Origin of the sequence: Mangrovibacter yixingensis, from assembly GCF_020523985.1 — a bacterium.
GTDB lineage: Bacteria > Pseudomonadota > Gammaproteobacteria > Enterobacterales > Enterobacteriaceae > Mangrovibacter > Mangrovibacter yixingensis.
The window spans coordinates 22476-40623 of sequence record NZ_JAIVKM010000004.1 but is presented as its reverse complement, the minus strand read 5'-3'; the positions used below and the strand labels follow the sequence as shown (position 1 = coordinate 40623).

Here is an 18148-nt window from a genome sequence, read left to right as displayed (position 1 = left end):
TAACGCACTATTCAGAGCGGGGTATCCTGGCTGATTTCATCAAGGGATAAATGAAAGCTGGGTACAAAAACCCGCATAAAGTATTCCATTTCTTCACTGTGGCGCTCACTGAGCGTCTTCTCGAGCCTGCCTTTCGCCAGTAAAAATTCATTGTTCCCGGCAGAAAGCTCTTCAAGGCACTTCAGATAAGCACACAGCGCATCAGCTTGCTTGACGATGTGTTTTTCATCATCGCTGTAGTATTGCTCGTCTAGTAAAGGGGTAAAAATATCCTGCAACTCATCCGGGATCATTTGCAGTAGTTTTTGCTGGGCGATTTTTTCTATCGCTTTATATTCATGGGCAATTTGCGAGTTAAAATATTTTACTGGTGTGGGCAGGTCGCCGGTCAGCACTTCGCTGGCATCGTGGTACATCGCCAGCAGTGCAACGCGTTCTTGATTAAGCGTTCCACCGAACTTACGGTTCTTGATAGCAGCCAGTGCGTGGGCCACCATGGCAACCTGCAAACTGTGCTCTGACACATTTTCGGTGCGAACATTGCGCATCAGCGGCCAGCGGTTAATTAACTTGAGGCGGGAGAGGTGGGCAAAAAAATGGCTCTGGCTCATGATTCACAATGACCTTCTGTACAAAAGAAGGCCATTGTGTCGCCGCACACCAGAAGATGCAACGCTTTCTGGCTTGTGGAGGTTACTGGTGGTAATGGCCCAGAAAACGGCCAAACTTCTCAACAGCCTGCTCCAGCTCATCTACCCGCGGCAGGGTGACAATACGCACATGGTCCGGCCAGGGCCAGTTAAATGCGGTTCCCTGAACCAGCAGCACTTTTTCTTGTAACAAGAAGTCCAGTACCATTTTTTGGTCATCGTGGATATTAAAGCGTTTTGCATCGATTTTCGGGAACATATACAGCGCGCCATTTGGCTTAACGCAACTTACACCCGGAATATCGTTAATTAATTCCCACGCTCTGTTGCGTTGCTCATATAAACGCCCACCGGGAACAATAAACTCGCTAATACTCTGGTATCCGCCCAGCGCGGTCTGAATTGCGTGTTGTGCCGGAACGTTAGCGCACAGGCGCATTGACGCCAGCATCTCCAGGCCTTCAATATAACCTTTAGCGTGTTTTTTCGGGCCATTCAGCACCATCCAGCCCTGGCGGAACCCAGCTACGCGGTAGGTTTTTGATAACCCATTAAAGGTGACCGTGAGCAGGTCCGGCGCCAGTGCGGCTATAGAGTGGTGTTGTGCATCGTCGTAAAGAATTTTGTCGTAAATCTCATCGGCGAAGATAACCAGATTATGCTGGCGGGCAATCTCAACGATTTCTTTGAGAACATCCAGTGAATACACAGCGCCCGTCGGGTTATTGGGGTTAATAATCACAATGCCGCGTGTCCGCGGAGTGATTTTGGCGCGGATATCGTCAAGGTCCGGGAACCAGTCAGAAGATTCATCACACAGGTAATGGACCGCTTTGCCGCTGGAAAGTGAGACAGCTGCCGTCCAGAGCGGGTAGTCAGGTGCTGGAACCAGCATTTCATCGCCGCTGTTCAGTAATGCCTGCATTGACTGAACAATCAGCTCAGATACCCCATTACCAATATAGATATCTTCAACAGTGACATCCCTCATTCCACGCTGCTGGTAGTGCTGCATGATGGCTTTACGGGCGGAATAAAGCCCTTTGGAATCTGAATAGCCCTGGGATGTAGGAAGGTTGCGGATAACATCAACCAATATTTCATCAGGCGCTTCAAAACCAAATGGGGCAGGGTTGCCAATGTTAAGCTTGAGAACTTTGTTGCCTTCTTCTTCGAGGCGTTTCGCTTCTTTGAGAACAGGCCCACGGATGTCGTAGCAGACGTTATCGAGTTTACTGGATTTTTCAATAATCGGGGACATGGAACACCTTAACTTTGTTTTCGGCGCTTCCTGCCGTGGAAGGCCGCTGGCGACAATGTACTCTTCGGCGTTGAACTTTTGAAGGGCAGTTGTGCACTGTTACGCAGTTTTTTGTATGTAACGTATTGATAAATAATAATCTTGGCAGGTTTATTGTGGCATGTGAATTGCTGTATATAGTTTTATATTTTGGTTTATTGGGTTTTTGTTGGTATTTTATGCTGTTATTTATTGTTTAAATGGTTTTAAATTTTAACGATAAAAAATAACAATTGTGTAAATGTTGTTTTTTGTTTATCAAATAACAGCAATAGTGGAAAATGGATAAACAAAAAGTTAAATGAAATTAATTAATCGCTATAGAAATGTATGTAATTAACAATCCCTGAGCGTAGTCGCGTAAAACGCGCCTCACTAGCCACAATCGCCTGACACATTATAATTAATTGATATCACGCTGGGTTCAATCTTGTTTATCAGAAACACCTGGATATGTTACGGTTATTGTTTGAAAAGGCGTTAAAAGAACTCATCTGGTTATTATTGGCAATTATTATTATGAATGCGTTGATCTCTAAATAGAATTCAGCAAAAGTCTTTCTATTGTTTGATTAGTCACTCAGGTAATTATAGGCCTCTTTAGTTTTTACCGTTGTGTTTTGACTGGGAATACAGCACTGCCTTTACAAACATTACCTTTATTTAATTATTTCCACTGGTACGATGACTGTGGGATCGGTATGTTGTATAGGGTGCTAAGCCTGGTATGGCAGTATAATCGCAGTGAGCAGTGGCAAGCTAATGTGACAGTTTTATTTAGCCAGCCTCCATGCAGAAAGAGCATTCATACATGGAACCTTTGTCGTAAAAACGAAACGTACTGGAAGCATTGCAAAATAGCGCCTGAAGCAGGTGTAGGAAAATCTTACCACTACCCGTAGTGTGATAGCTTCATAAATTCGTAATACACAAATAACTACGAAGTGAAAGCTTGACGGGTTTTTATCTGGCAGGAAGCCACGTTCAAATGGAATTGCTTTGTTGTTTCACTCACATAGCAATAGATAAGGGAAGCTCATTAATGGGTCCCAAATAGTGAATCATTATGATAAATTCTACTCGCACGATACTAAACCTTGACCTCGATCTTCTCAGGACGTTTGTTGCCGTAGCAGATTTAAATACCTTTGCTGCGGCTGCTATAGCTGTTTCGCGTACACAATCCGCTGTCAGCCAACAGATGCAGCGCCTGGAACAATTGGTGGGCAAAGAATTATTTGTCCGCCACGGGCGTAATAAACTCCTGACGGAACATGGTATTCAGCTCCTGGGCTACGCACGTAAAATATTACGTTTTAATGACGAAGCTTGTATGTCACTGTTATTCAGTAATATTCAGGGGAATCTCTCGCTGGGAGCATCGGATGAATCGGCTGACACATTGCTGTCATTTTTACTGGGCAGAATAAGCCAGGTTTATCCGAAACTTACTCTGGATATTTGTGTAAAAAGAAATCCTTATATCGTTGAGATGCTGAATAGCCAGAAACTGGATCTTATTCTGACTACCGCAGCACCGGAATGGGCTGAATCTTTTGTGATGCGGCGCTCACCAACACTTTGGTATTGTTCGGCCGATTTTATTTTTCCTAAAGGTGAACCCGTGCCACTGGTGGTGCTCGATGACCCCAGCCCTTACCGGGATATGATTTTCAAACACCTTGATCATGCACAAGTCGATTATCGTGTTGCCTATGTCGCTTCAACATTAGCAGCGGTGCGGGCAGCAGTAAAAGCGGGGCTTGGTGTAACCGCAAGACCTGTAGAGATGATGAGCCAGGAATTACGGGTGCTGGTTGATACAGACGGTTTGCCAGCATTGCCGGATACTGAGTACAGCTTATGCTATAACCCCTCACAGCAGAATGAATTGGTGCACACACTGTTCAGTACGCTCAAAGATTACCAGGACCCGTGGCACTACACACAACAGGTTACCAGAGAGAATCAGTGGCTGGATAACTCTCTTCCTGAATAAAATCCGTCCTTGTAATAAAAAGCTTTTAAGGCAAATTCTGCTTTGAAAGCTTTTTTTTTGCGCATCATTTTTTTCTGGCCTGGCAGCGGCTAATAAAAACCATTATAAAAACATGGCTGTTGTGTGTTTTTTGCTCAAATTAAATAGTTTCGTGCAGGTAGCAAAATCTGGGTCTATGTTAAATATTGGCAGGGTATTGTTGCTGGTTTATTGGTTAAATTAACAAAAGCGTGTCTCAGATCAAGAAAATACTCAGTCTTGGGGAGAGGAATCCCTCGAAAATCCTGCCAGAATAAAGGGACATCGCAGGCCATATCATGAACGGACTCGATTCAACAGTATGAATATTCATCAGTTAGCAGGGAAAAGTAGTTACTTAAGCACCAAATGTTAATGCTTATAGTTAAATGTAAACTAATGTGATGATACTTTTGTTAAAGTTGACAAAAGGTTATGAAAAGGAGTAAAAAACCACAGCATCAGGCTGGTCATAAGAAAATCATAGCGGCCGATGTCGGGTTTTCTGTTCCTCCCCATGAATCGATGTGGTGAATCTCTGTGAACCTGTGCAGAGGCTGGTTTACCACTTTTGATGAGTAAGCAATGAGTATGTCGACATCCACTGAAATCATCGCTCATCACTGGGCATTCGCAATTTTCTTTATCGTCGCATTAGGCCTGTGCGCCTTTATGCTGGTTGGTGGCTGGTTACTGGGCGGCAGAGCCCGGGCCCGTTACAAAAATACACCGTTCGAATCGGGTATTGATTCCGTTGGGTCGGCCCGGTTGCGCCTCTCAGCGAAGTTCTATCTGGTCGCCATGTTCTTCGTCATCTTTGATGTTGAAGCACTCTATCTTTATGCCTGGTCAACCTCGATTCGCGAGAGCGGATGGGTGGGGTTTGTCGAGGCTGCCATTTTCATTTTAGTGCTGCTGGCAGGTCTGGTTTATCTGGTGCGTATTGGCGCGCTGGACTGGACGCCTGCACGTTCCCGTCGCCAGATGGTTAACCCGGAAACTGACAGCCACACTAGTCAACGCTAACTGCGAGGCAATAAGATGGATTATACGCTCACCCGCATAGATCCCAACGGTGAGAACGACCGTTACCCCCTTCAAAAACAGGAGATTGTAACTGATCCCCTGGAGCAACATGTTCATCGCAGTGTCTATCTGGGCAAACTGGAAAATGCATTGCACGACATGGTCAACTGGGGGCGTAAAAACTCAATTTGGCCGTATAACTTTGGCCTTTCCTGCTGTTATGTAGAAATGGTGACCTCTTTCACCGCTGTGCATGACGTTGCGCGTTTCGGGGCGGAAGTATTACGTGCTTCTCCTCGCCAGGCGGACCTGATGGTGGTGGCTGGTACCTGCTTCACTAAAATGGCACCGGTTATTCAACGCCTGTATGACCAAATGCTCGAACCCAAATGGGTTATCTCCATGGGAGCCTGCGCCAACTCTGGTGGCATGTACGATATTTACTCGGTAGTGCAGGGCGTGGATAAATTTTTGCCCGTCGATGTGTATATTCCGGGTTGCCCGCCGCGTCCTGAAGCCTACATGCAGGCACTGATGCTGTTGCAGGAGTCCATTGGAAAAGAACGCCGCCCACTGTCCTGGGTTGTTGGTGACCAGGGTGTTTATCGCGCGAATATGCAATCTGAGCGTGAACGCAAACGCGGTGAGCGTATTGCGGTGAAAAACCTGCGTACACCGGACGAAATTTAAAAGAACAGCGAAATGTGGCATTTACTTGCATATCAATAATTAATAGCGCAACGCCACATTTCGGTCACCAAAAAACCATTTGCAATGGTGAACAATATGACCGATTTAACCACGCAAGAGGCGGTTTTACCCGTCTGGCAAACCAGGGATCACTTGGATGATCCGGTCATTGGCGAATTGCGTAACCGTTTTGGGCCAGATGCTTTTACTGTGCAGGCAACACGTACCGGTGTACCGGTAGTTTGGGTGAAGCGTGAACAGTTACTGGAAGTTGGCGATTTCCTGAAAAAACTGCCTCAACCTTATGTCATGCTGTTTGATCTGCATGGCATGGATGAGCGCCTCAGAACCCATCGTGAAGGCTTGCCTGCTGCTGATTTCTCCGTTTTCTATCACTTAATTTCCATTGATCGTAACCGCGACATCATGTTGAAAGTTGCGCTGGTGGAAAATGATATGACGGTGCCTACATTCACCAGCCTGTTCCCGAATGCCAACTGGTATGAACGGGAAACCTGGGAAATGTTTGGGATAACCTTCAGCGGTCACCCAAACCTGCGCCGTATTCTGATGCCACCAACCTGGTCTGGTCACCCGCTGCGTAAAGATTACCCGGCTCGTGCGACCGAGTTTGATCCGTTTGAACTGACCAAACAGAAAGAAGACCTGGAAATGGAAGCGCTGACCTTCAAACCCGAAGAGTGGGGAATGAAGCGCGGCACGGAAAATGAAGATTTCATGTTCCTGAACCTCGGGCCGAACCACCCATCTGCGCATGGTGCGTTCCGCATTATTTTGCAGCTCGATGGCGAAGAAATCGTTAACTGTGTTCCTGACATTGGTTACCACCACCGCGGTGCGGAAAAAATGGGTGAACGTCAGTCATGGCACAGCTACATTCCCTACACCGACCGTATTGAATACCTGGGCGGTTGTGTTAACGAAATGCCTTATGTGCTGGCAGTAGAAAAACTTGCCGGTATTACGGTACCTGACCGCGTTAACGTGATTCGCGTTATGCTGTCTGAGCTGTTCCGCATTAACAGCCACTTACTGTATATCTCCACGTTTATTCAGGACGTGGGTGCGATGACGCCGGTGTTCTTCGCCTTTACTGACCGCCAGAAAATCTACGATCTGGTTGAAGCGATTACTGGTTTCCGTATGCACCCGGCCTGGTTCCGTATTGGCGGTGTGGCGCACGACCTGCCACGCGGCTGGGATCGTTTACTGCGTGAATTCCTCGACTGGATGCCAAAACGCCTGGCCAGCTATGAAAAAGCCGCGTTGCGTAACACCATCCTGAAAGGGCGTTCGCAGGGGGTTGCGGCCTACGGTGCGAAAGAAGCACTGGCCTGGGGCACAACCGGTGCCGGGTTACGTGCTACCGGTATTGATTTCGATGTGCGTAAAGCCCGCCCTTACTCCGGATACGAAAACTTCGACTTTGAAGTTCCGGTTGGTGGTGGCGTGAGTGATTGCTATACCCGTGTCATGCTCAAAGTCGAAGAGTTGCGCCAGAGTCTGCGCATTCTGGAACAGTGCCTGAACAACATGCCGGAAGGGCCGTTTAAAGCGGATCACCCGCTGACAACACCGCCGCCAAAAGAGCGCACGTTGCAACATATCGAAACCCTGATCACCCACTTCCTGCAGGTCTCTTGGGGCCCGGTTATGCCGGCCAATGAATCCTTCCAGATGATCGAAGCAACGAAGGGGATAAACAGTTACTACCTGACAAGTGATGGCAGCACGATGAGCTACCGTACTCGCGTACGTACGCCAAGTTTTGCACACTTGCAACAGATCCCGTCGGTTATCCGCGGCAGTCTGGTTTCCGACCTGATTGTGTATCTGGGGAGTATCGATTTTGTTATGTCAGATGTGGACCGCTAATTATGCACGATAATCAACAACCCCAAACGGGTGACTTTGCACTGAGTGCCGCAGAGCGTGAGGCGATTGAGCACGAAAAGCATCACTATGAAGACCCGCGTGCGGCGTCCATTGAAGCGCTGAAAATCGTCCAGAAACAACGTGGCTGGGTGCCAGATGGCGCAATTGGCGAAATCGCTGAATTGCTGGGTATTCCTGCCAGTGATGTTGAAGGTGTGGCGACATTCTACAGCCAAATCTTCCGCCAGCCTGTTGGCCGCCATGTTATTCGCTATTGCGATAGCGTGGTGTGCCATATCACGGGTTACCAGGGTATTCAGTCTGCCATTGAAAAACATCTGGAAATCAAACCGGGCCAAACCACGTTCGATGGCCGTTTTACACTGCTGCCGACCTGCTGTCTGGGTAACTGCGACAAAGGGCCGACCATGATGATTGATGAGGATACCCACAGCCATCTCACACCTGAGGCTATCCCGGAACTTCTGGAGCAGTATAAATGAAGACGATTATTCGTACTGCCGAAACCCATCCGCTGACCTGGCGGATGCGTGATGACAAACAACCCGTCTGGCTGGATGAATACCGCAGCAAGAATGGGTATGAAGGTGCGCGTAAAGCACTGACAGGAATGGCACCAGATGAAATCGTCAGCCTGGTAAAAGACGCCGGGCTGAAAGGCCGTGGTGGTGCAGGCTTTCTCACCGGGCTCAAATGGAGCCTGATGCCGAAAGACGAATCCATGAATATCCGTTACCTGCTGTGTAACGCCGATGAAATGGAACCGGGCACCTATAAAGACCGTATGCTGATGGAGCAACTTCCCCACTTGTTGGTGGAAGGGATGCTTATCGCGGCATTTGCGCTGAAAGCATACCGTGGCTACATCTTCCTGCGTGGCGAATATATTGAAGCCGCACAGCATTTACGCCGCGCCATTGCCGAAGCCACTGAGGCCGGGTTACTGGGGAAAAATATCCTCGGTTCTGGCTTTGATTTTGAGCTGTTCGTACATACCGGTGCCGGGCGTTATATCTGCGGTGAAGAAACAGCGTTGATCAACTCACTGGAAGGTCGCCGTGCTAACCCGCGTTCCAAACCGCCATTCCCGGCCAGTGCTGGTGTCTGGGGTAAGCCGACTTGTGTTAACAACGTCGAAACCCTGTGTAATGTACCGGCAATTCTGGCTAATGGCCTTGAATGGTATCAGGGCATTTCGGCGGGCAAGAGCAAAGATAATGGCACCAAACTGATGGGCTTCTCCGGTCGGGTAAAAAACCCCGGTGTTTGGGAACTGCCATTTGGTACCACTGCCCGTGAAATTCTTGAAGATTATGCCGGTGGTATGCGTGATGGCCTGAAGTTTAAAGCCTGGCAGCCAGGTGGCGCAGGTACTGACTTCCTGACTGATGCTCACCTTGATTTGCCAATGGAATTTGAAAGCATTGGCAAGGCGGGAAGCCGCCTGGGTACTGCACTGGCAATGGCTGTCGACCACGAAATCAACATGGTTTCCCTGGTGCGCAACCTGGAAGAGTTTTTTGCGCGGGAATCCTGTGGCTGGTGCACGCCATGCCGCGATGGTTTGCCGTGGAGTGTGAAAATCTTGCGTGCTATTGAAAAAGGGGAAGGGCAGCCTGGCGATATCGAAACGCTTGAGCAGTTGTGCCGTTCTCTGGGGCCGGGCAAAACCTTCTGTGCCCATGCGCCGGGTGCAGTCGAGCCTTTACAAAGCGCAATTAAATACTTCCGCGAAGAATTTGAAGCAGGTATTCAGCAGGACTTTAACAATACCCGACTAATAAACGGGATACAGCCAAACCTGTTGAAAGCGCGCTGGTAAGCCGCAACCCGCAAGCGGGTGAGCGCCGCAAACCGAATTTTGATTAACGCCTGACAGTGTGTCAGGCCTGATGGAAGCATGCTGACTATGGCAACGATTCATGTAGACGGCAAAGAGTATGAGGTAGATGGTGCAGACAACCTGTTGCAGGCATGTCTCTCCCTCGGCCTTGATATTCCGTACTTTTGCTGGCACCCGGCACTGGGGAGTGTGGGTGCCTGCCGCCAGTGTGCGGTGAAGCAATACCAAAATGCCGAAGATACCCGTGGTCGCCTGGTGATGTCCTGTATGACACCAGCGTCAGACGGTACCTTTATTTCAATTGCAGACGATGAAGCGAAGCAATTTCGTGAAAGCGTGGTGGAATGGTTGATGACCAACCACCCGCACGATTGTCCTGTTTGCGAAGAAGGGGGGAACTGCCACCTTCAGGATATGACAGTGATGACCGGCCACAGTTTCCGCCGTTATCGTTTTACTAAACGTACACATAAAAACCAGGAACTGGGGCCGTTTATTTCCCATGAAATGAACCGCTGCATCGCCTGCTACCGTTGTGTCCGTTACTACAAAGATTATGCTGATGGCACCGACCTGGGTGTTTATGGCGCACATGACAACGTCTATTTTGGCCGCCCGGAAGACGGCACGCTGGAAAGTGAATTTTCCGGTAACCTGGTAGAAGTGTGCCCAACCGGCGTATTTACCGACAAAACTCACTCAGAGCGTTATAACCGTAAATGGGATATGCAGTTTGCGCCGAGTATTTGCCAGCAGTGCAGCCTGGGGTGCAACACCAGCCCGGGTGAGCGCTATGGTGAGTTGCGCCGTATCGAAAACCGTTACAACGGTTCGGTAAACCATTATTTCCTGTGTGACCGTGGCCGTTTTGGTTACGGTTATGTCAACCGCGAAGACCGCCCTCACCAGCCATTGCAACGCCGTGGCGACGATATTATTGCGGTTAATGCGGAGCAGGCCTTGCAGGGCGCGGCAGATATTCTGCGCCAGTCAAAACGTGTAATTGGTATTGGCTCGCCGCGTGCCAGCGTCGAGAGCAACTTCGCACTGCGTGAACTGGTGGGTGAAAATAATTTCTATACCGGTATTGCTGCTGGTGAACAGTCCCGCCTGCAACGCATGTTGAGCATTCTGCGTGAAGGCGGTGTTCGTACACCATCACTGCGCGAAATTGAAAGCTATGACGCGGTGCTGATTTTGGGTGAAGACCTCACTCAAACCGGTGCCCGTGCTGCACTGGCTGTGCGCCAGGCAGTAAAAGGCAAAGCGCGCGAAATGGCAGCGGCACAAAAAGTGGCCGACTGGCAGATTGCCGCCATCCTCAACATTGGGCAGCATGCCAAACACCCGCTGTTTGTCACCAACGTTGACAGCACCCGCCTGGATGATATTGCCGCATGGACTTACCGTGCACCGGTTGAAGATCAGGCGCGCCTTGGCTTTGCTATTGCCAGTGCGCTGGATACCTCAGCACCTGCCGTTGAACTCACTGACAACGACCTGAAAAATAAAGTAGATGTTATTGTTCAGGCGCTGGCTGGTGCGAAAAAACCACTGATTATTTCCGGCACTAACGCTGGGAGTGAAGCATTGCTGGAAGCAGCAGGAAATGTGGCGACGGCACTGAAAAATCGCGGTGCCGATGTTGGTATTACCCTGGTAGCACGTTCAGTGAACAGTGTTGGCCTTGGTATGCTGGGTGGTGGTTCGCTTGATACTGCGCTTAGTGAACTGGAAAGCGGCAGTGCTGATGCAGTGATTGTGCTGGAAAATGATCTGCACCGCCACGCCAGTGCGTCACGGGTGGATGCAGCACTCAGTAAAGCACCGCTGGTGATGGTGATTGACCATCAGCGTACTCAAATTATGGACCATGCACATCTGGTCTTGTCTGCGGCAAGTTTCGCAGAAAGCGATGGCACCGTAGTGAATAACGAAGGCCGTGCACAGCGTTTCTTCCAGGTATTCGACCCGGCTTACTATCACAGTGACTGGGTGATGCTGGAAAGCTGGCGCTGGCTGCATTCGTTGCACAGCATGGTAGAAAACCGCGCTGTGGACTGGACTCAGCTTGACCACGTCATTGATGCCTGTATCGCGAAGTTCCCGCAACTGGCTGGTATGAAAGAAGCCGCGCCGGAAGCCAGCTTCCGTATCCGTGGGCAAAAACTGGCGCGTGAACCTCATCGTTACAGTGGCCGCACGGCGATGCGTGCCAATATCAGTGTCCATGAACCTCGCCAGCCACAAGACCAGGACACCATGTTCGCCTTCTCAATGGAAGGGAACAACCAACCTGGTGCACAGCGCCAGCAGGTACCTTTTGCCTGGGCTCCGGGCTGGAACTCACCGCAGGCCTGGAACAAATTCCAGGACGAAGTGGGCGGCCACTTACGCTTTGGCGACCCGGGTGTACGCCTGATTGAACCATCAGACAAAGAAGTTGCCTGGTTCACCACGGTGCCACAGCCATTCACTCCGGTTGCTGGTCAGTGGCGTGTTGCGCCTTACTATCATCTGTTTGGCAGCGATGAGTTATCGCAGCGCTCACCCGTTTTCCAAAAACGTATGCCGGTTGCCGTGTTGCGCCTGAACCCAACGGATGCCGCAAACCTTGGCATTAACGAAGGTGCGGTTGCAAGCTTTACTGTGGATGGGCAAACCTTGAGCTTGCCAGTTCAGTTGAGCGACGGGTTGGCTGCCGGGCAGGTTGGCCTGCCGATGGGGATGCCGGGTGTGGCACCTGTTTTGGCTGGTGCACCACTGAGTAATCTGCAGGAGGCACAAGCATGAGCTGGCTAACACCTGAAGTTCTCTCCGTCATTTTCAGCGTACTGAAAGCGGTGGTTATTATTTTGGTTGTGGTGGTATGCGGTGCCTTCATGAGTTTTGGTGAACGCCGTTTACTGGGCCTGTTCCAGAACCGTTACGGGCCAAACCGTGTGGGTTGGGGCGGGTCGCTGCAGTTGGCAGCCGACATGATCAAAATGTTCTTTAAAGAGGACTGGATCCCGCGCTTCTCCGACCGGGTTATTTTTACCCTGGCACCAATGATTGCGTTCACTTCATTGTTACTGGCGTTCGCAATTGTGCCGGTCAGCCCTACATGGGTGGTGGCTGATCTCAATATCGGGATTCTGTTTTTCCTGATGATGGCAGGGCTTGCGGTTTATGCAGTGTTATTTGCTGGCTGGTCCAGCAACAACAAATACTCACTGCTGGGCGCAATGCGTGCTTCTGCACAAACGTTGAGTTATGAAGTGTTCCTCGGTCTGTCCTTGATGGGTGTGGTTGCACAGGCGGGTTCATTCAATATGACCGACATTGTGAACAACCAGGCGCATTTGTGGAACATTGTGCCGCAGTTCTTCGGCTTTATTACCTTTGCGATTGCGGGCGTGGCGGTATGCCACCGTCACCCGTTTGACCAACCGGAAGCAGAACAGGAACTGGCGGATGGTTACCATATTGAATATTCCGGAATGAAATTCGGTCTGTTCTTTGTGGGGGAATACATCGGCATCGTGACGGTCTCCGCGTTGATTGTCACCCTGTTCTTTGGCGGCTGGAATGGTCCCTGGTTACCGCCATTCATCTGGTTCGCGCTGAAAACCGCGTTCTTCATGATGATGTTTATTCTGATTCGTGCCGCACTGCCGCGTCCACGTTATGACCAGGTGATGGCCTTTGGCTGGAAAGTGTGTCTGCCACTGACTCTGATTAATTTGTTGGTAACCGCTGCGGTTATCCTCTGGCAGGCATCTTAAGGGGTGAATAAACCATGACATTGAAAGAATTAGTGGTTGGTTTCGGCACCCAACTGCGCAGTATCTGGATGATAGGGTTACACGCTTTTGCTAAGCGTGAAACCCGGATGTATCCGGAAGAGCCGGTTTATCTGCCACCACGTTACCGTGGGCGTATTGTGCTCACCCGCGACCCGGATGGTGAAGAACGGTGCGTTGCCTGTAACTTATGTGCGGTAGCCTGCCCGGTAGGTTGTATCTCTTTGCAAAAAGCAGAGATGAAAGATGGCCGCTGGTATCCGGAGTTTTTCCGGATCAACTTTTCACGCTGCATCTTTTGCGGTCTGTGTGAAGAGGCTTGCCCTACAACTGCGATTCAGTTGACGCCGGATTTTGAACTGGGTGAATTCAAACGCCAGGACCTGGTGTACGAAAAAGAAGATTTGTTGATTTCCGGGCCAGGTAAATACCCGGAATATAACTTCTATCGTATGGCCGGCATGGCAATTGACGGAAAAGATAAGGGCCAGGCGGAAAACGAAGCCAAACCTATCGACGTCAAGAGCCTGTTACCTTAAGGAGTCGGGAATGGAATTTTCATTTTATCTTTGCGCCCTTGTGGCCATCCTGACCACCCTGAGGGTGATCACGCATACCAATCCGGTGCATGCATTGCTGTATTTGATTGTGTCGTTGTTGTCTATTGCCGGTGTCTTTTTCTCCATGGGCGCTTACTTTGCTGGTGCGCTGGAAATCATCGTTTACGCGGGCGCCATTATGGTGTTGTTCGTGTTCGTGGTGATGATGCTTAACCTCGGCAACTCGGTGGTAGAACAAGAACGCGCCTGGCTGAAGCCTCAATTGTGGATTGGCCCAGGCATCCTGAGTGCGGTGCTGTTGTTTGTCATCGTGAAAGGCATTGTGGGTCTGAACGACCAGGGTATCGATGGCACAGCCATTAATGCCAAAGAGGTCGGCATTGCTTTATTTGGCCCGTATGTTCTGGCTGTTGAGCTGGCATCCATGCTATTGCTGGCCGGGCTGGTTGTTGCCTTCCATATTGGCCGTGAAGAGCGCCAGGGCGAAGTCATCAGTAACCGCTCTGGCGATATGGCAACAAGAAAATCGGAGGAACGCGCATGATACCGCTACAACATGGGCTCATTCTTGCGGCCATTCTCTTTGTCCTTGGCCTGACCGGGCTAATGATTCGTCGCAATCTGCTGTTTATGCTGATTAGCCTTGAAGTAATGATCAACGCTGCTGCCCTGGCATTTGTTGTGGCAGGCAGTTATTGGGGGCAGCCGGAAGGGCAGGTAATGTACATCCTGGCGATTACCCTTGCTGCGGCGGAAGCCAGTATCGGTCTGGCGCTGCTGTTGCAGCTCCATCGTCGTCGCCAGAATCTGAATATCGATTCAGTAAGTGAGATGCGCGGATGAATCTGCTCTGGTTAACTTTTTTCCTGCCACTGCTTGGTTATGTATTACTGGCCTTTTCGCGTGGGCGCTGGTCAGAAAACTTGTCTGCGACGGTGGGAGTTGGCTCGGTAGGGCTGGCTGCTTTAGTCACCGCCTGGGCGGGGATGGATTTCTTCAACCACGGTAAGCAGGCGTTTACTTTACCGTTGTGGACCTGGATGTCGGTGGGTAACTTTACCGTCGCCTTCAACCTGGTGCTGGATGGTCTGTCACTGACGATGCTGTCTGTCGTGACAGGGGTTGGCTTCCTTATCCATATGTTCGCGTCCTGGTATATGCGCGGTGAAGAAGGCTATTCGCGCTTCTTTGCCTATACCAACCTGTTTATTGCCAGCATGGTGATTCTGGTGCTGGCCGATAACCTGATGCTGATGTATTTGGGTTGGGAAGGTGTGGGTCTGTGCTCTTACCTGCTGATTGGCTTCTATTATACCGACTCGAAAAATGGGGCGGCAGCCATGAAAGCCTTTATCGTTACCCGTGTGGGCGATGTATTCCTGGCTTTCGCGCTGTTCATTCTCTATAACGAACTCGGTACGCTGAACTTCCGTGAAATGGTAGAACTGGCACCACAGCACTTTGCTGCGGGCAACACCATGTTGCAGTGGGCGACACTGATGCTGCTGGGTGGCGCTGTGGGTAAATCAGCTCAATTGCCGTTGCAAACATGGCTGGCTGATGCCATGGCGGGCCCAACCCCAGTTTCTGCACTGATCCACGCGGCAACCATGGTAACCGCCGGGGTATATTTGATTGCCCGTACCCATGGCCTGTTCCTGATGACGCCAGAAGTGCTTCACCTGGTGGGTATCGTTGGTGCGGTTACTCTGGTGCTGGCAGGCTTTGCTGCATTGGTGCAGACGGATATCAAACGTGTGCTGGCTTATTCAACCATGAGCCAGATTGGTTATATGTTCCTGGCGCTTGGGGTGCAGGCTTGGGATGCAGCGATTTTCCACCTGATGACCCACGCGTTCTTCAAAGCGTTACTGTTCCTGTCTTCAGGTTCCGTTATCCTGGCATGCCACCACGAACAGAACATCTTCAAAATGGGCGGCTTGCGTAAGTCGATTCCACTGGTTTATGTCTGCTTCCTGGTGGGGGGCGCGGCGTTGTCTGCGTTGCCTGTGATTACTGCCGGTTTCTACAGTAAAGATGAAATCTTGTGGGGCGCACTTGCCAGTGGTCACCAGAACCTGATGCTGGCCGGTCTGGTTGGGGCATTCCTCACCTCGATTTACACCTTCCGTATGATCTTCATTGTGTTCCATGGCGAAGAAAAAATTCATGCTCATGCCGGAAAGGGCATTACCCACCACCTGCCGTTGCTGGTGTTGCTGGTGCTGTCTACTTTCGTGGGAGCATTAATTACGCCACCGCTGGCCGGTGTGTTGCCGGAAAGCGATTTGGGGCATGCAGGAAAAACAACACTGGAAATGACCTCCGGGGCCGTTGCAATTATCGGCATCCTGATTGCTGCCTGGCTGTGGCTGGGTAAACGCACTCTGGTGAGTGCGGTTGCCAAAAGCGCACCGGGTCGTTTCTTCAGCACATGGTGGTTCCATGCCTGGGGCTTCGACTGGTTATATGACGCCATTTTCGTCAAACCGTTTAAAGCGATTGGCTGGTTACTGCAACGTGACCCACTGAATGCACTGATGAACATCCCGGCAATCTTGTCGCGTTTTGCAGGCAGAGGTTTACTGCTAAGCGAAAGCGGTCATTTACGTTGGTATGTTGCGTCCATGAGCATCGGTGCTGTTGTGGTGCTGGCACTGCTGATGGTGTTGCGTTAATGGATATCAGGGGAGCGGCGAAACCTGTTTCCCTGAAAATTATGTTGTGCTGTTTTTCCTGTTCTTATGGTGTGGCTGGCGTGACGGTGTGCAACGCATGGCGTGTGGCAACAGTCTCACCATCAGATAGATCAATAAGGAAATAAATTGCCATGTTATTACCCTGGCTAATACTCATTCCCTTTATCGGCGGCTTCCTGTGCTGGCAGACCGAGCGTTTTGGCGTTCGTACACCGCGCTGGATAGCGCTGGTTACCATGGGGCTGACACTCGCGCTGTCGTTGCAACTCTGGCTGCAGGGCGATTATTCACTCACGCAGGCAACCGGCTTGCCGCAGTGGCAATCTGAATTTTCCATGCCGTGGATCCCACGCTTTGGCATTTCCATTCACCTTGCGCTGGATGGGCTGTCACTGCTGATGGTGGTGCTGACCTCACTGCTGGGTGTTCTGGCGGTACTGTGTTCCTGGAATGAAATTGAAAAATATCAGGGCTTCTTCCACCTCAACCTGATGTGGATCCTGGGCGGCGTTATCGGCGTCTTCCTGGCGATTGATATGTTCCTGTTCTTCTTCTTCTGGGAAATGATGCTGGTACCCATGTACTTCCTGATAGCGCTCTGGGGCCATAAAGCCTCCGATGGGAAGACGCGTATCAGTGCAGCAACCAAATTCTTCATTTATACCCAGGCAAGCGGCCTGGTGATGTTGATAGCGATTCTGGCGTTGGTGCTGGTGCACTACAATGCGACCGGCGTTTGGACATTCAACTACACCGAACTGTTGCACACGCCGATGTCGCACACCGTTGAATGGCTGTTGATGCTCGGCTTCTTCATTGCCTTTGCGGTTAAAATGCCTGTGGTTCCGCTGCATGGCTGGCTGCCGGATGCGCACTCTCAGGCACCAACTGCGGGTTCTGTTGACCTTGCGGGTATCTTGCTGAAAACCGCCGCTTACGGTTTACTGCGGTTCTCTCTGCCACTGTTCCCTAATGCATCGGCTGAGTTTGCACCTATCGCCATGTGGCTTGGGGTGATTGGTATTTTCTACGGTGCGTGGATGGCATTCACCCAGACAGATATCAAACGCCTTATCGCTTACACCTCGGTTTCCCATATGGGCTTCGTGATGATTGCTATCTATTCCGGCAGTCAACTGGCTTATCAGGGGGCGGTGATCCAGATGATTGCCCACGGTTTGTCTGCTGCCGGTTTGTTCATCCTGTGTGGCCAGATTTACGAAAGAATGCATACTCGTGACATGCGTTTGATGGGCGGGCTGTGGAGTAACATCCGCTGGTTGCCTGCATTGTCTATGTTCTTTGCAGTCGCCACCCTGGGGTTACCGGGCACCGGCAACTTCGTTGGCGAATTTATGATTCTGTTCGGTAGCTACCATGTGGTGCCGGTTATTACGGTCATTTCCACCTTTGGTCTGGTATTCGCCTCGGTTTACTCGCTGGCGATGCTGCATCGTGCCTATTTTGGCCAGGCGAAAAGTGAAGCGGCACGTAAGCCGATGCGTGGCCTGTCGATGCGGGAATTATTTATTATTTTGTTGCTGGTGGTGCTCCTGTTACTGCTTGGGTTCTTCCCGCAACCGGTTCTGGATACCTCACACGCTGCTGTGAGTAATATCCAGCAGTGGTTTACCAGTTCTATTTCAACTACAAGGCCGTAA

General features: G+C 50.5%; 15 protein-coding genes. 13 read left to right on the top strand and 2 right to left on the bottom strand.

The features are described 5' to 3' along the window. Window positions 1-11: 11 nt before the first annotated feature. Both yfbR and LC084_RS15840 read right to left on the bottom strand, forming a co-directional pair. On the bottom strand, window positions 12-611 hold the full coding sequence (gene yfbR / locus LC084_RS15845) for a 5'-deoxynucleotidase (protein WP_036115998.1): 600 nt from the start codon (window positions 609-611) through the stop codon (window positions 12-14). An 82-nt stretch (window positions 612-693) separates the two neighbouring features. After that, window positions 694-1911, bottom strand: coding sequence for a pyridoxal phosphate-dependent aminotransferase (locus tag LC084_RS15840; RefSeq protein WP_226572158.1), 1218 nt, complete (start codon window positions 1909-1911; stop codon window positions 694-696). A gap of 1105 nt (window positions 1912-3016) precedes the next feature. Here LC084_RS15840 and LC084_RS15835 point away from each other — a divergent pair. The 13 genes from LC084_RS15835 (at window position 3017) to nuoM (ending at window position 18148) form a co-directional block, all read left to right on the top strand. Further along, a complete protein-coding gene (locus LC084_RS15835; RefSeq protein WP_226572157.1) occupies window positions 3017-3949 on the top strand; it encodes a LysR family transcriptional regulator in 933 nt (310 codons plus the stop codon). A gap of 603 nt (window positions 3950-4552) precedes the next feature. Then, window positions 4553-4993: an NADH-quinone oxidoreductase subunit NuoA gene (gene nuoA, locus LC084_RS15830; protein WP_110025696.1), complete on the top strand. Its 441-nt coding sequence runs from the start codon at window positions 4553-4555 to the stop codon at window positions 4991-4993. Window positions 4994-5008: 15 nt separating this feature from the next. Then, the gene (gene nuoB, locus LC084_RS15825) at window positions 5009-5683 is read left to right on the top strand and encodes an NADH-quinone oxidoreductase subunit NuoB (protein WP_036115987.1); all 675 of its coding nucleotides are present in this window, start codon (window positions 5009-5011) and stop codon (window positions 5681-5683) included. A gap of 84 nt (window positions 5684-5767) precedes the next feature. Further along, window positions 5768-7579 (top strand): NADH-quinone oxidoreductase subunit C/D, encoded by a 1812-nt coding sequence (nuoC, locus tag LC084_RS15820; protein ID WP_226572156.1) that lies wholly within the window; start codon window positions 5768-5770, stop codon window positions 7577-7579. Between the two features lie 2 nt (window positions 7580-7581). Then, complete coding sequence (gene nuoE, locus LC084_RS15815; RefSeq protein ID WP_226572155.1) at window positions 7582-8082, top strand: NADH-quinone oxidoreductase subunit NuoE; 501 nt, start codon at window positions 7582-7584, stop codon at window positions 8080-8082. After that, window positions 8079-9422, top strand: coding sequence for an NADH-quinone oxidoreductase subunit NuoF (nuoF, locus tag LC084_RS15810; RefSeq protein ID WP_226572154.1), 1344 nt, complete (start codon window positions 8079-8081; stop codon window positions 9420-9422). Before nuoE ends, nuoF begins: the two co-directional genes overlap by 4 nt. A gap of 87 nt (window positions 9423-9509) precedes the next feature. Then, entirely contained in the window at window positions 9510-12236 is a 2727-nt protein-coding gene (gene nuoG / locus LC084_RS15805; protein WP_226572153.1) for an NADH-quinone oxidoreductase subunit NuoG, read from the top strand. Then, window positions 12233-13210 carry an NADH-quinone oxidoreductase subunit NuoH gene (gene nuoH, locus LC084_RS15800; RefSeq protein ID WP_226572152.1) on the top strand — a complete coding sequence of 326 codons (978 nt, stop codon included), beginning with the start codon at window positions 12233-12235 and terminating at the stop codon, window positions 13208-13210. The genes nuoG and nuoH overlap by 4 nt, the downstream gene beginning before the upstream one ends. Before the next feature lie 14 nt (window positions 13211-13224). Then, window positions 13225-13767 (top strand): NADH-quinone oxidoreductase subunit NuoI, encoded by a 543-nt coding sequence (gene nuoI / locus LC084_RS15795; RefSeq protein ID WP_036115974.1) that lies wholly within the window; start codon window positions 13225-13227, stop codon window positions 13765-13767. A gap of 10 nt (window positions 13768-13777) precedes the next feature. After that, window positions 13778-14332: an NADH-quinone oxidoreductase subunit J gene (gene nuoJ, locus LC084_RS15790; RefSeq protein ID WP_226572151.1), complete on the top strand. Its 555-nt coding sequence runs from the start codon at window positions 13778-13780 to the stop codon at window positions 14330-14332. After that, window positions 14329-14631 (top strand): NADH-quinone oxidoreductase subunit NuoK, encoded by a 303-nt coding sequence (gene nuoK, locus LC084_RS15785; protein WP_036115971.1) that lies wholly within the window; start codon window positions 14329-14331, stop codon window positions 14629-14631. The genes nuoJ and nuoK overlap by 4 nt, the downstream gene beginning before the upstream one ends. Further along, the gene (gene nuoL / locus LC084_RS15780; protein WP_226572150.1) at window positions 14628-16466 is read left to right on the top strand and encodes an NADH-quinone oxidoreductase subunit L; all 1839 of its coding nucleotides are present in this window, start codon (window positions 14628-14630) and stop codon (window positions 16464-16466) included. The genes nuoK and nuoL overlap by 4 nt, the downstream gene beginning before the upstream one ends. A 152-nt stretch (window positions 16467-16618) precedes the next feature. Next, window positions 16619-18148, top strand: a complete 1530-nt coding sequence (nuoM, locus tag LC084_RS15775; protein WP_226572149.1) for an NADH-quinone oxidoreductase subunit M — start codon at window positions 16619-16621, stop codon at window positions 18146-18148.